At 68.3% G+C, this 12,661-nt stretch carries 17 protein-coding genes and 1 pseudogene; 9 read left to right on the plus strand and 9 right to left on the minus strand.

The genetic code is table 11. The features are described 5' to 3' along the window. The coding region (locus tag J9611_RS15215) for an HNH endonuclease signature motif containing protein (protein WP_211881300.1) at window positions 1–512 on the plus strand (512 nt) is incomplete at its 5' end. 168 nt (window positions 513–680) lie between these two features. Here the strand turns inward: J9611_RS15215 and J9611_RS15220 are convergent. Next, window positions 681–1,430, minus strand: a complete 750-nt coding sequence (locus tag J9611_RS15220; RefSeq protein WP_211881301.1) for an ABC transporter permease — start codon at window positions 1,428–1,430, stop codon at window positions 681–683. 360 nt (window positions 1,431–1,790) lie between these two features. Between J9611_RS15220 and J9611_RS15225 the strand changes: the two genes are divergently transcribed. Further along, window positions 1,791–3,266 (plus strand): sensor histidine kinase, encoded by a 1,476-nt coding sequence (locus J9611_RS15225; protein ID WP_246527875.1) that lies wholly within the window; start codon window positions 1,791–1,793, stop codon window positions 3,264–3,266. On the opposite strand, the gene J9611_RS15230 is transcribed toward J9611_RS15225, so the two are convergent. Together J9611_RS15230 and J9611_RS15235 are read right to left on the minus strand one after the other, a co-directional pair. Then, entirely contained in the window at window positions 3,214–3,924 is a 711-nt protein-coding gene (locus J9611_RS15230; protein WP_211881302.1) for a response regulator transcription factor, read from the minus strand. The genes J9611_RS15225 and J9611_RS15230 overlap by 53 nt on opposite strands. A 149-nt stretch (window positions 3,925–4,073) precedes the next feature. Further along, complete coding sequence (locus tag J9611_RS15235; RefSeq protein ID WP_246527876.1) at window positions 4,074–4,325, minus strand: hypothetical protein; 252 nt, start codon at window positions 4,323–4,325, stop codon at window positions 4,074–4,076. A gap of 232 nt (window positions 4,326–4,557) precedes the next feature. Between J9611_RS15235 and J9611_RS15240 the strand changes: the two genes are divergently transcribed. Then, entirely contained in the window at window positions 4,558–4,860 is a 303-nt protein-coding gene (locus J9611_RS15240; RefSeq protein ID WP_211881304.1) for a DUF4193 domain-containing protein, read from the plus strand. Here the strand turns inward: J9611_RS15240 and J9611_RS15245 are convergent. Continuing rightward, window positions 4,853–5,194, minus strand: coding sequence for a hypothetical protein (locus tag J9611_RS15245; RefSeq protein WP_211881306.1), 342 nt, complete (start codon window positions 5,192–5,194; stop codon window positions 4,853–4,855). The genes J9611_RS15240 and J9611_RS15245 overlap by 8 nt on opposite strands. After that, window positions 5,194–5,397: pseudogene (locus tag J9611_RS15250) on the minus strand (DUF6616 family protein); the annotation flags it as partial. The pseudogene J9611_RS15250 and the gene J9611_RS15245, both read right to left, overlap by 1 nt. A gap of 23 nt (window positions 5,398–5,420) precedes the next feature. Between J9611_RS15250 and J9611_RS15255 the strand changes: the two are divergent. The 4 genes from J9611_RS15255 to J9611_RS15270 all read left to right on the plus strand — a co-directional run bounded on the left by J9611_RS15255 (window position 5,421) and on the right by J9611_RS15270 (window position 7,525). Further along, window positions 5,421–5,711 carry a hypothetical protein gene (locus J9611_RS15255; protein ID WP_211881310.1) on the plus strand — a complete coding sequence of 97 codons (291 nt, stop codon included), beginning with the start codon at window positions 5,421–5,423 and terminating at the stop codon, window positions 5,709–5,711. Window positions 5,712–5,762: 51 nt separating this feature from the next. Further along, window positions 5,763–6,206: a cupredoxin domain-containing protein gene (locus J9611_RS22565; protein ID WP_211881311.1), complete on the plus strand. Its 444-nt coding sequence runs from the start codon at window positions 5,763–5,765 to the stop codon at window positions 6,204–6,206. Further along, on the plus strand, window positions 6,203–6,655 hold the full coding sequence (locus tag J9611_RS15265) for a hypothetical protein (protein ID WP_307857121.1): 453 nt from the start codon (window positions 6,203–6,205) through the stop codon (window positions 6,653–6,655). The genes J9611_RS22565 and J9611_RS15265 overlap by 4 nt, the downstream gene beginning before the upstream one ends. A gap of 135 nt (window positions 6,656–6,790) precedes the next feature. Further along, on the plus strand, window positions 6,791–7,525 hold the full coding sequence (locus tag J9611_RS15270; protein ID WP_307857122.1) for a CDP-alcohol phosphatidyltransferase family protein: 735 nt from the start codon (window positions 6,791–6,793) through the stop codon (window positions 7,523–7,525). Between the two features lie 26 nt (window positions 7,526–7,551). On the opposite strand, the gene J9611_RS15275 is transcribed toward J9611_RS15270, so the two are convergent. Next, window positions 7,552–9,042, minus strand: a complete 1,491-nt coding sequence (locus J9611_RS15275) for an FAD-dependent oxidoreductase (RefSeq protein ID WP_211881315.1) — start codon at window positions 9,040–9,042, stop codon at window positions 7,552–7,554. Between the two features lie 180 nt (window positions 9,043–9,222). Between J9611_RS15275 and J9611_RS15280 the strand changes: the two genes are divergently transcribed. Beyond that, window positions 9,223–9,825 carry a TMEM175 family protein gene (locus J9611_RS15280; RefSeq protein ID WP_246527878.1) on the plus strand — a complete coding sequence of 201 codons (603 nt, stop codon included), beginning with the start codon at window positions 9,223–9,225 and terminating at the stop codon, window positions 9,823–9,825. 58 nt (window positions 9,826–9,883) lie between these two features. Here J9611_RS15280 and J9611_RS15285 read toward each other — a convergent pair whose 3' ends face one another. Beyond that, window positions 9,884–10,144, minus strand: coding sequence for a GNAT family N-acetyltransferase (locus J9611_RS15285; protein ID WP_307857123.1), 261 nt, complete (start codon window positions 10,142–10,144; stop codon window positions 9,884–9,886). Window positions 10,145–10,286: 142 nt separating this feature from the next. Continuing rightward, window positions 10,287–11,276 (minus strand): pirin family protein, encoded by a 990-nt coding sequence (locus J9611_RS15290; protein WP_211881317.1) that lies wholly within the window; start codon window positions 11,274–11,276, stop codon window positions 10,287–10,289. Between the two features lie 102 nt (window positions 11,277–11,378). Here J9611_RS15290 and J9611_RS15295 point away from each other — a divergent pair, with 102 nt between their 5' ends. Beyond that, complete coding sequence (locus J9611_RS15295; RefSeq protein WP_211881319.1) at window positions 11,379–12,047, plus strand: alpha/beta hydrolase family protein; 669 nt, start codon at window positions 11,379–11,381, stop codon at window positions 12,045–12,047. Here J9611_RS15295 and J9611_RS15300 read toward each other — a convergent pair. Further along, window positions 12,025–12,660: a hypothetical protein gene (locus tag J9611_RS15300; RefSeq protein WP_211881321.1), complete on the minus strand. Its 636-nt coding sequence runs from the start codon at window positions 12,658–12,660 to the stop codon at window positions 12,025–12,027. The genes J9611_RS15295 and J9611_RS15300 overlap by 23 nt on opposite strands. Between the last annotated feature and the right edge of the window lies 1 nt (window position 12,661).

Raw genomic sequence — 12,661 nt, forward strand, 5'->3', positions numbered from 1 at the left:
TCGACTACCGTGCCCTCCTCGAAAGGCTCGGGAACACCGACGCGGCGGCCCGGACGGCGTCGCACACCGGAACAGGGAACACCGGAACACTGAACACCGGGACACTGCTGTTCACCGGGCCCGTCACCGCCGCCTCGGTCCGGAAGATCGCCTGCGACGCGGACATCATCCCGGTCCTGCTCGGGGGCGAGGGCAGGATCCTGGACATCGGCCGGACCTCACGGATCTTCCCGCCCCACATCCGCAAGGCCCTCACCGCCCGGGACCGGGGCTGCGCCTTCCCCGGCTGCACCATCCCCGCGCCCTGGTGCGAGGCCCACCACATCAGCTACTGGTCCCGCGGCGGGTCCACCGGCACCGACAACGGCACGATCCTCTGCTCACATCACCACGCCCTGGTCCACAAGGAAGAATGGACCATCCAGGTCCGCACCGGCATCCCCTGGTTCATCCCGCCGCCCCACCTCGACCCGCGCCAAGTGCCACGACGAAACCGCTACTTCAGGTCATGAAAGCCGCCCTCGCCCGCGCCACCGGCGCTGGCCCCTTCGCCGGAAACGTTTGGCTTCGAAGGCGCCCGCCGTGCACGCCCGGGCGGGGAACCACCGCCGCCGCCGGAAGCTGCCGTTCGTCGTCGAGCCTCAAGGTCGGGGAGATGCGTTGCCATTTCGGCTCCGTTCTCACCCGGGCGGTGCCGGCCGCACGCGGACGGGTGCCAGGATTCCGATCAGCGTGACCGCGGTGATGGACCCGGCCGCCATGATCGAGGCGAGTACGACGATCTGGAAACGCCCCGCCTCCAGGGGCGAGACTCCCCCGAAGATCGCGCCGACGAACGCCCCCGGCAGGGTGACCAGCCCCGTCGTCTTCGTCTGGTCGGTGGACGGAATGAGGGCGGAATATACGGCGTGTCGCGCCAGTTCCAGCGTGGACTGCCGCCGCGTGGCCCCGAGGGCCAGCCATGCTTCGACCTCCTCCCAGCGCGCGATCACGGTCCCAGCGAAGTGCCGGCCGGCCAGGGTGGCGATCGTCATCGAGTTTCCGACCACGATCCCGCCGATCGCGAGGGCATACCGGGGCGTGAACCCGATCGCGCCCGTGCTGAAGACGATCACCAGGGTCGCAGTGATGCCCAGGGCCATTGAGCCGCCGACCACCCCCAGACTGTTCCAGCTCCAGCCGAGGCGGCGTGAAGCCGTCACGGCGGCGACGCTGAACATGACCAGCAGTGCGACGGAGACCCAGGCCGGGCTGGTGATCACCCCGCCGAGAATCACGCTGATGACGGCCAGCTGCGCCGCTCCGCGGAGGATGGCGAGCGCCGGCGCGACACTGTGCGGTGCGCGGAACGCCGAGAGGACCGCCACCGTGAGGACCATCAGGAGCCCGACGCCGAGCAGGGTCGGTACGAAGTCGGCAAGGTCGGTCATGAGGCCAGCCTAGCGAGAGCTGAGCGCGCGGTTGTGGTGGGCGGGCGAAATGGTACCGGCCGCACGCTGGTTGAGGAGAGCGTGCGGCCGGAACTTTGGGACTGCGACTCCTGCCGAATACTCCTGCCGATTACTCCTGCCGATTACTCCTGGCGATGACCACTGGCGGGTGTCCGGATCCTGTGCCCAACTCTCGCTCATCCGGCTGAGAGCACGCTGAGAGAATCCGAACGCTCCGGTCCGAGGCTGCCCTGTCCGGCAGGAAGATCCGGGCGGGGCGCCACGCCGGGACCAGGCGGCGGCCCGGAAATTATGAACATGGTGGTTGTCGGGGGGCCGGAGGTGGCCCATTGTTGGTACATGGAACAGCCCCCCTCAGGCGCCGCCGGCCCCTCCCGCAGCGGCGTGTCCCACTGGGGCGTGCGCAGGCGCCTGACGGCGGTCGCCGTCGGCGTCATGGCATTGGCGTTGCTGGTCGGCGGAGTGATCTTGCTGGTGCTGCTCCAGACATCGTTGATTGCCTCGACGGAATCAGCCGCCGGGCAGAAGGTCCAGGACGTGATTGCCGAACTGGAAGATCGGGACGTCGCGGACGCCAGCGACTACATCGCCGCCACGGCGCATGCTGGCCAGTTCGTCCAACTGCTGGACCCCGCCGGGTATATCGTGGCCAGCTCGGACCCCGGCGCCGCCAGCACCCCCCTGTCAGCCCAGCGTCCCGGACCCGGCCGGACCTTGACCCAGGAGGTTTCAAGTCTTCCGGGCGTCGGTGATAACGACAATTTCTACATCGTCACCACCGGTGTGCGGGTCGGGGAAGGCGACTACACGGTGATCGTCGCCTCCACCGTGCAGGTCCGGTCGGACACCATCTCCACGGTGGCGTGGTTCATGCTGGGGGCCACTCCGCTGCTGCTGGCGGTGGTTGCGGTCTCCGTGTGGCTGCTGGTGGGGCGGTCCCTCCGCCCGGTCGAAAGGATCCGGGGGCAGGTCGCCCGGATCAACGCCGAGCGCCTGGACGGACGCGTCGATGTCCCGCCCACCAATGACGAAATCCATGCCCTCGCGTTGACCATGAACACGATGCTGGACCGCCTCCAGGTCTCGGACCGGGAACAGCGCCGGTTCGTCTCGGACGCCAGCCATGAGCTGCGCAGCCCGCTCGCAACCCTGAGGGCGGGGGTGGAGATCGCTTCGGCGGATCCTTCCGGGGCGATGTGGATCGAGCTGAAGGATGTTCTGGCGGGCGAAACCGCCCGCATGGGCTACCTGGTGGAGGATCTGCTGACCCTCGCGAAGGCAAACGACGGCGGGTTCAGGCTCGAGGATGCGGACGTGGATCTCGACGACGTCATGGACCAGGAGATCCGCCGCCTGCGCTCAACGAGCGCCCACCGGATCACGGCCGAGCTCACCCCCGCCCGGATCACGGGAGACGCCCGCCGTCTGACGCAGGTGCTGCGCAACGTTCTGGACAACGCCGACCGGCACGCCGACTCAAGGATCACGATCAATCTTAGGACCGCCCCGGAGGGGGTCGTCGTCACGGTTGACAACGACGGCGGGCCGGTGCCGGAGGCGGATCGGGAAAGGATTTTTGAACGATTCGTCCGGCTCGACGGGAGCCGCTCCCGGGAAGGCGGCGGCAGCGGACTCGGCCTGGCCATTGCGGCCGGGATCATGGCTGCGCATCAAGGCTCCATCCGGGCCACGGAAGGGCCGGCGGGCGAGTGCCGCTTCGAAATGGCGTTTCCCGCTCCGGACGAGGCCGCCGCTGCCCCGCTCACCCCCCGGGATGCCCGCCGGCCGCGGCAGCAGGGATCCGGTCGGCGCTGAGCAGATATCCCATGCCGCGCACCGTCGTCAGCGTGTGGAGGTCGAAAGGGAGATCGATCTTGCGGCGCAGGTAGCCGACATAAACCTCCACGACGTTGTCTCCGCCGTCAAAGGCAGGGTCCCAGACGTTGCTGAGGATCTCCGTCTTGGAGACGATCTGGTCGTGCCGGCGCATCAGGTATTGCAGGAGCCCGTATTCCCGGGCCGTGAGGCTGATGCCTGTATCGCCGCGGCAGACGCTGCGGTTAACGGGGTCCAGAGTCAAGGTCCCGAGGGTCAGCACGACGGGCCGCTCGGGAGCTCCCCTGCGGATCAGGGCCCGGATGCGGGCCACGAGGACCAGGAAGCTGAAGGGTTTGGTCAAGTAATCATCGGCGCCCAGGTCAAAGGCATCGGTCTGGTCGTATTCGCCGTCCTTCGCCGTGAGCATCAGAACCGGTGTCCAGATCTTGCGCTGCCGCAGTTCCTTCAGGACGTCATAGCCGTTCTTGAGTGGCAGCATCAGGTCCAGCAGGATCACGTCATAGGAGTTGTCCGTCGCGGCCCAAAGGCCGCGGACGCCGTCATGCGCGACATCCACGACGAACCCTTCATTGTTCAGCCCACGGCGGACCGTAGCGGCCAGGATTTTTTCATCCTCCACCATCAGGATCCTCAATGCCGGACTCCTCCCTTTGGGACAGTATGGCGCGTCCGGAACCAGCTTAGGTTTTATCCGTGGCTTCCACACCGGGACGAAAGTCCTCAAGGGATCCCTTGGAGTCTGCGGGACCTGCTGTGACGGCCCGGGGCCCCCGGCTGGCCGTCCTACGGTACCTGCGGAACTGGCCCGAACAGCCAGCCGGACACATCGCTGCGCAGGACAACGTGCGGCCCGCCCGTGGCGCTGACGCTTCCGCTTGGAACGTAGTAGCCCCGGCCCAGGCCAGGGCCCCCGGCCGCCCGGTCCAATGCGTCGGTGAGCTGCCTGCTCAGGTGTCCTTGAGGCCCGAGGGCGCGGAGTTCATCCAGTTCGCTGGGGGTCAGCCGTCCCAGTACCGCGGTGATATCGGCCATCATGAATCCCTTCCGCCTGTTGTGCCTAAGGCAACAGGCTAGGCCACTGCAATTAACGGGGAATGTCATCGAGGTGACCAACAACGAACGATCCCGGGTGCCCCGGGTTACGGAGGTATGCGCAGACTGTCGTGAGGGTCACTCCGCTGTGGCCTCCGGTACCCGGCAAATTAAGGGATTGATGCTGTACCGTTCAATCCCGGAACGCCAGAACAACGGAAAAGAGTATCACCAGGTGGCAACCGATTATGACGAAGTCCGATCCGACGTCGCGGAATCCCGCAACGCCTCCTTGGAGGCCCTCCGCTCCGCGAACGCGCCGGACGCCCGCAGCGTGGCCCGTGAGCTCGACGAGGCCGACACCTCGGAGGGCGTGGAACTGCCGGGCGCTGACCTCTCCGGCGAAGAACTGACCGTAACGGTCATCCCGCGGCAGGAAGATGAGTTCACCTGCTACTCATGTTTCCTGGTCCGGCACCGTTCCCAGCTCGCCCGCGAAAAGGACGGCCACGCGTATTGCGCTGACTGCCTCAGTTAGGCGGTCGGCCCGCGGTCGATGAACTCCGGGCCGATGAACTCCGCGCCGATGAACTCCGGTAGGCGACGGCCCGGTTGGCGCCGTCGACCTCGAAACGGTTGGGTCGGTGGCCAGCGTCGGTGCGTCCGATTTCGTGCAGCACCGTTCCGAGGAATAGCACCTCGTCGTCATAGTGCCCGCCGGCGACCAGACCTGCGCGACGCCGCTGCTGCGGCTGTAGAAGTAGCTCCGCCTCGGTGACGAATTCGACGGCGGCAACCGTCGCGGCGGCCTGCGGCCAGGAACCGATGGCCTCCGGCAGGTCTTCGAACGCCGTGGGCACAACGGCCGTCATCAGCGCACGTCCTCCCCCTTCAGAGCGAGGTGTTCGGCGGCGATGGCGTCGACGGGGCGGAGTGCGCCGAGCACGTTGACCTGCTCGAACCAGGTGTACCAACCGGAACGCTCGACGCCCTGCAGGAAGGCGCCCGCGAGTTCGGCGTTCGGCGCCTGCCACACCGCGAACCAGTCGTAGTCCGCGCTGTAGTCGGCCGATCGGTCGCAAAGGCCCCGGCCATCGCGTGGCCATCGTGATGCAGCCGGGGGTGGTGCCGCTCGATCTGGTGGTTCACATGCAGATCTTCAGACCGTGGCCGAACCACCTGCTGGCGGATGGCGCGGTCGCCAACCCGCACCGGGTCGATCTGGTCGGCAGCGACGGCGAATCCTGCGGCGATTGGCCGGGCGCCCACGGGATCGCGGCGCTCGACACGGCCGCCACCGTCGTCGACTCACTTCTGCCCGCGGACCCCAGCACGCCGCCCCAGGAAAGGATTTACCGGTGCTATTTCCCCGCGCCGGGCGGAGAATGAAGGAGTAAACTCTCCATGATTGCTCATTCCCAGCGCCGAGGATGGTACGCCGTGAACAATGGAAAGGTACGGGCCGCACTCCTGCTGGCCCTCGTATTGGCAGGGACGGCCGGATGCGCCTCCGGCGGCGGATCAACCGCCACGCCGTCGGCGCCGGCCCCGACGGCGACCGCGACCGCCAGCATGCCGGCGGAATCTTCCTCCGCCATGACATCCTCCCCGGGGACGGGAAGCGTCATGGCATCCGCCGCGGCCATCTCCATCAAGGACTTCGCCTTCGGGGATCCGATCACCGTGTCCCCGGGCGCGACGGTGATGGTGACCAACATGGACACCGCGGAGCATACCGTGACGGCGGACCAGGGCTCGGCGTTTGACGTGGAGGTCAAGGGCAGCGGCGGAACGGCCACCCTTACGGCTCCGTCAAAGCCTGGGACCTATGCGTTCCACTGCACCTACCACCCGAACATGCACGGGACGCTGACGGTCAAGTGAGCGTGCGAAGCCACTCCGGCGGTGCCGTGGGCGTGCGGGGAAATGACGTGGCCCTGCGGGTGTTCACTGCTGTAGCCCTGTTCATCGATGCCGGCGTCCACGTCCATCTCGCGCCCGGCTATCAGGCCGGGAACTCCGCCGGGATCGGGCAGGGCAACCTCTTCCTGCTCGAGTCCGCGGCCGCCGTCCTGGTTGCGCTGTATGTCCTCGTGCGGGGAAGCAGGGCGGCCTATGCGGCAGCCTTCATCGTTGCCGTGAGCGCCTTCGCGGCGGTGGTCCTCTACCGCTATGTGAACATCCCCGCGTTCGGTCCGTTCCCGGCCATGTATGATCCGGTCTGGTTCTTCGAAAAGTCCCTCAGCGCTGTGGCGGAAGCCGCCGGGGCAATTCTCGCCGGCATTGGGTTCGCCCGGGCCGGCGCCCGGCGTCCGGTCCGGCGTATCACCTGACTGTTCTCCCGGATTTCCCCTCCCGGGGGTTCGGCGCGTCTTCGCCGGTCATGCGGCGTTGCCGGGGCGGCAGCCGCGGATCCTGCTAGCATGTGGGCGGGGTGGTTCATGCCAAGGACAGCGGAGCATCGTGCCGTGGCCGACGTGGCAGCGGCAATGGCAGCGTTTTTTGTGCCCGGAATCTGGATCTCGGACCTGACCATTCCCGACGTCGGCCCGCGTGCCTTGGCGCTTGCCGCCGGCGCCGCCGTGGCCGGCCGAGCGGCCGCCTCCATTCTTCGACGCAACCCTCGGCTGTCCACCCCCGCGGACCGCGTCACGCTGCTCAGGGCCGTACTGACAGCGTGTTGCGCCACGGTAGTCGTGGCCGACCTCTTCGCAGGGTCCGGTCCCGGTGTGCTCCTCGTCCTTCTCGGCACAACTGCACTTTTGCTCGACGCCGTGGACGGCCGCGTGGCCCGGTCCACGGGCACCGCGTCTGCCGCAGGTTCACGCCTGGATACGGATACCGACGGCGCGCTCGTGTTGGTGCTCTCGTGTGCAGCGGCCGCGGCGTTCGGACCCTGGACCCTCTGCACCGGGCTGATGTACTACGCGTTTCTCGCCGGCGGCTGGTTCAGGCCGTCCCTGAGGGAACCCCTGCCACCCAGTAGTGCCCGCAAGGTCATCGGGGCCGTCCAGCCCTCAGCGTTGTTGTTCGCCCTGGCCCCCGGGGTCCCGCCCGCTCTTGGCGCGGTGGCGGCCGGCCTGGCCCTCGTGTTGCTCGTCGCGTCGTTCGGCCGGGACGTCGTCGAGCTGGAGCGCCTCCGCCGAAGGCCCCCGTCGGGTGTCGCCGCAGGGCCGGGCGCCGCCGAAGCCGCCCGAATGTGAGCCTGCCGGCCGGCAGGTGCCCGGCTTCAGCGCTCGCGGACAGGTGAGGGCCTGGGCGCCAGGTTTCTGGTGGCGGGGCCCTGGATGACGGCGCCGTCGGTGGAAAACCGGGAGCCGTGGCAGGGGCAGTCCCACGTCACGTCGGCAGCGTTGAACTCGACGGTGCAGCCCAGATGCGTGCAAATAGCCGAGTAGGCCCGGAGGCGCCCGGCCCGCTCGGCATAGACTGCAACCTTTTCTCCGTCCAGTTCGACGACGGCCCCCTCGCCCGGGGCGGGCATGGCGTTTACCGCCCTCGCGAAGCTCCGCTCCACGGAGGGTGCCGCGGTGCTGACCGGGCTGGCACGGAGGCTGTCGAACAAGCGCGCCCATGGGTTTTCCCGGCCGCACAGGGCGTCGGCGAGGATCAGGGCACCGGCGGTGCCGTTGCTCAGGCCCCATTTCCGCAGGCCGGTGATCACATGGATGTGGGCGGCCGACGGCGGCATGCGCCCCACGAAGGGCAGCCCGTCAACGGGGATGCCGTCCTGCGTGGACCAGCGGAAGACGGATTCGCCGGCGCCCAGCCGGTCACGGGAAAACGCCGCGAGCCGGCGGTAGCGCCCGGCGGAGTCGACGGTCTCCTCCGCCGGGTGCCCTTCGCCGCCGGCCAGCACGTAAGCGGCGCCGTCGACCTCGATCGCCAGGATCGAGCGCATCGGCTCGTCGACGCTGATATACGTTCCTTCCAGCGGCGCGGAGCCGGCGCGGCTGGCGACGAGATAGGAACGGTGCAGGACGGACCGCCGGTCGAAAAATCCGCCGTCGCCGAACGGCACATTCGTGGCCACGATGGCATCACGCGCCCGGACCGAGCCCCGCTCGGTCTCGACGATGACCGGCGGGCCGTCGCGGAGTGCCACAGCCCGGGACTCCTCGAACACAAAGCTGCCCGCGCCGTCGACCGCGCGGGCGAGGCCCTGCAGGTACTTCACGGCGTGGAGCTGTGCCTGGTCATCGAAGCGGACGGCGCCCTTGACCGCAAAGGGCAGCGGCACGTCCGTTGTGAAGACGGAGGGAAGGCCGAGCCTGGCGGCCAGGGCCGCTTCGTCCCGGACCAGGGCAAGGGCCTCGTCGGTTTCGGCGTAGGTGTAGTTGGCCACACGGCGGAAATCGCAGTCGATTCCCTCCTCGGCCACGACGCGCGCGATGTGTTCGACGGCGGCCTGGTTCGCGTGGCCGTAGCCGCGGGCAGTGTCCTGACCATGGCGGGCAGCCAGCGCGGTGTACGCCAGACGGTGCAGGGACGTGACCTTGCCGGTGGTGTGCCCGGTGACTCCGGTGCCGACGCGCGCCGCCTCAAGCACTGCGACGCTGTGGCCGGCCCGTTTAAGGGCGAGCGCTGCGGTCAGGCCCGCAATGCCGCCGCCAATCACCGCCGTGTCGACCTCAATCCCGCCGGCGAGCGGGGGATAACCGGTGGCCCCGGCGGTGGCGACCCACAGGGAAACCGGTTTTCCTTCGAAGCGCTCACTCATGGCGATGCCTTTCGACCAGCATGCATCCGAGTCCCGAATCTGCGTGCTTTACCCAGTGAAGATGGTCGGAATGTAGCACCGTTCAGAATGCATGCCTAGAGGCGGGCGGGCAGCGGAGAGTCCTGGGCCGGCGGGTAGCCGCACCTCTGCCCACGGCGTAGACTCGAGCAAATTTCCACGATGAAGGCCTTTCCCATGAACAAGAACCGGCTGGAGGCATTCAGCGACGGCGTGCTGGCCATCATCATCACCATCATGGTGCTCGAGCTCCATGTGCCCGCAGAGCCCAGCTGGCGTGCGCTGCTCGAGGAACTCCCGACGTTCTTCAGCTACCTGCTGAGCTTCATCTTTGTCGGGATCTATTGGAACAACCATCACCATATGCTGCACCTGGCCGGCAGGATCAACGGCGGGGTCCTCTGGGCAAACCTGCATCTGTTGTTCTGGCTGTCGCTGTTCCCTTTCACCACGCGCTGGCTGAACGCCGGCCTGGAGGAGATCCCCGTCCTGGTCTACGGGCTGAATCTGCTCCTCGCCGCCATCGCCTTCTACATCCTGAAGTCGGCCCTGATCGGCCGGCAGGGAAGGAACGGCCCCCTGGACGTGGCCATGGGCCGGGACTGGAAGGGAAAGGGATCCCCCATCCTCTATGTCCTGGGCATGGGGCTCAGCCTCGTGAATCCGGTCCTGGGGCTCGTGGTCTACTGCGGGGTTGCCGCCATCTGGCTCATTCCGGACCGGCGCGTCGAGCGGTTCCTCGCGGCCGCCGAACACGACGGCTGACCTCCAGGCCACGTGGCGCCGCATTCATCAACTGCTGCCGCGCCGGGGCAGGCGTTCGTCAACGCCGGGCGCGCGCCGCCAGCGCGCTGTCCAGAAATTCCAGAATGGCCGGGGTGGGCGTTTTGATATTCGCCGCGTACTGGCTGTGCCTTCCCAGATAGCTCCTGTTGCACGGGCAGACCGGGACGCTCACGAGGCCGGCGGCCACCGTCTCATCAAGCGCCCGGGCCGCCAGCCGGCCGGCAAGTCCCTGCCCGCCGTGCTCTTTGTCGATGACCGTGTGGGTAGAAAATCCGCCGGGAATCTTCGTCGTCGACATAGGCCGCCCGGCCGATGACGGTGTCGCCGTCGAGCACTTCGAAGCGGCTGCGCTCGGGGTTGTTGCGGATGCTGATCGTGGTCAAGGTTGTCTCGAATCTCTCCGGGCAGGCGTTCCGTGGCCGGGGTTCAGTGGCCGGGGTTCAGTGCCGGGGGCGCAGGCGGGCGTTCGGGAGTGCCGGGGCCGGCAGCGGTCCCGGGCCGCCGGCGGGGAAGGTGCCGAACCGTGGGCCCCGGCTGACGGGGTCGGGAGGGCCTTCAGCGCCGATCTCGGCCTGCCATTGGGCCCGGTATCCGACGATTTCTTCGTGGGTCCTGCCGACGAAATTCCACCACATGACGATTTGTTCGCCCAGGGGCTCCCCGCCGATCAGGAGTACGCGCAGCTGTTCGCTGCCGGCTGTCAGCGTCAGGGAAGGCCGCCCGGCGGGCAGGAACGCGAGGTGGTCCTTGGCGACGGACTGTCCGTCCAGGACCAGGGTTCCCGTGTCCACCAGCACGCCGTGTTCAAAGGACGGCTCGGTGTCGAGGGTCAGCTCCGTCCCCGGCGCCTGGATGATCTCCGCGCCGAGCAGGGCGGTGTGGGTGGTGACAGGCGAGGTGGAACCGGCGAGGGAGCCCAGAAAGACCCGCATCGTCCAGCCCTCTCCTGTGAGCGCTTCCGGGCGGTAGTGCTCGAAGGCGGGTTCCATGTGGCGGGCACGCTCCGGCAGCGCAATCCACAGCTGGGCACCATGGAGGACATCGGTGTCCGGAGTGGAGAATTCGGAATGGCTGATTCCGCGGCCTGCCGTCATCAGGTTGACTTCGCCGGGCCGCACCGCAGCATGGAAACCGGCGGAATCCTGATGCTCGATCTCCCCGGTGAACAGCCAGCTGACCGTCTGCAGGCCGGTGTGCGGATGGCGGGGGACCTGCATTCCGCCGGAATCGCCCACGCGGTCCGGGCCGTAATGGTCCAGGAAGCACCAGGCGCCGATCAGGCTGCGCTGGCGCTGCGGAAGGGTGCGCCGCACATCCATCGCCCGGGGGCCGCCCAGCGGGACCTGCCGTGGGACCAGTATTTCCACGCCGGCTGAACTGCCGGCGGCCTCGCAGAGAATTTCCCGGGGGGCGACTTCGGTATTGCTCATGAGGACAGCCTAGTGCCGCCGGGGACGGCCGTCCCGGTTCCCACCGTGCCGTCGTCGTGGCAATGTCCCGACGACGAGTGGGTCACCCGGCATCATGGACTCATGCCCGTTCCCGAATCCCCCATCACCATCGCCGTCGGCGGTACCCGGATCTCCGGCGTCTATGCCCGACCCGACAACCCCTTCGCCACCCTCGTCGTCGCCCACGGAGCAGGTTCGGGGATGGAACATCCGTTCCTGTCCGGTTTCACCCGGGCCCTGAACGAGGAGTCCGTCGCGACGCTCCGCTTCAACTTTCCGTACCGCGAGGCGGGCAGGAAGTTCCCGGACCGGCCACCGGCCGCGATCGCGGCCTGGCGGGCTGCCATGGAGGAGGCCGCCTCCCGCTCCAACGGCGAGCCGCTGTGGGCCGCCGGCAAGTCCTTCGGCGGGCGCATGGCCTCGATGGCCGTGGCCGAGGGCATGCCCGCGGCCGGGCTGGTCTACCTCGGCTACCCTCTCCATCCGCCGGGCAAGCCGGAAAAGCTCCGCGATGAGCACCTCTACGGCCTGACGCTGCCGATGCTCTTCCTGCAGGGCACTCGCGATCCGTTCGCCACCCCCGAACTGCTTGAGGGCGTGGTGGCCACGATTGGCCCGTCCGCGACGCTTGAGTGGCGCCAGGGCGGCGGACACACCTTTGAGGTCGCGGGCCTGAAGCGCAGCGCCGAAGAGGTGGGGGCATCACTGGCGGGCGCGGTCGCGGCCTTCATGACGGGGCACCGAAGCTGAGGAGGACGGCCGTGGGTGTCCACCCCGAGGCCGTGTAGCCAGCCACGCCCTGCGGGTCCACGACTGCGTAAAGGGTGCCGGCGCCGTGCACGCCCGCCTCGTCGGCGAGCGCAGCCACAACCGCTGCCCCCAGGTGATCGGCGTCGTCCGGACTCTGCGTGCGGACTCCCCCGATCACGGCCAGGCCCTCCTGGATACTGATCCGGCCGCTGGCGACCGGATGGTCGAAGACCGAAATCTCGACAACGTCGTACAGCTCCAGGGGCGCCTCGGCGAGCTGGGCATCCTCGGGCAATGCCGGCACGGTGTCCAGATCATCCGTCCGGGCGGCGAGCAGGGCTGCCTCTCCGACGACGGCCAGGCCGCGGGCCCCGGCATACTCCCGCGCCTGCCCGGGCTCGGTGGTTGCCAGCGTCAGGACGGCACCGGGTTGCTTGAGGACCATTGCGGCCACGTGGTCGACGCCGGTTCCCGGCCACGCGAGGATGTATTCTGCCTGGGATTCCACGTCCTGTACGGCCACGACGCCGTTCCCCTCGACCGCCGACGTCCGGCCCTGGACGGCGAGCCATCCGGCGGCCCATCCGGGAAGAGCGTCCTGCCATTCAGCCATG

The sequence above is a fragment of the Pseudarthrobacter albicanus genome, from assembly GCF_018224015.1.
Taxonomy (GTDB): domain Bacteria; phylum Actinomycetota; class Actinomycetes; order Actinomycetales; family Micrococcaceae; genus Arthrobacter; species Arthrobacter albicanus.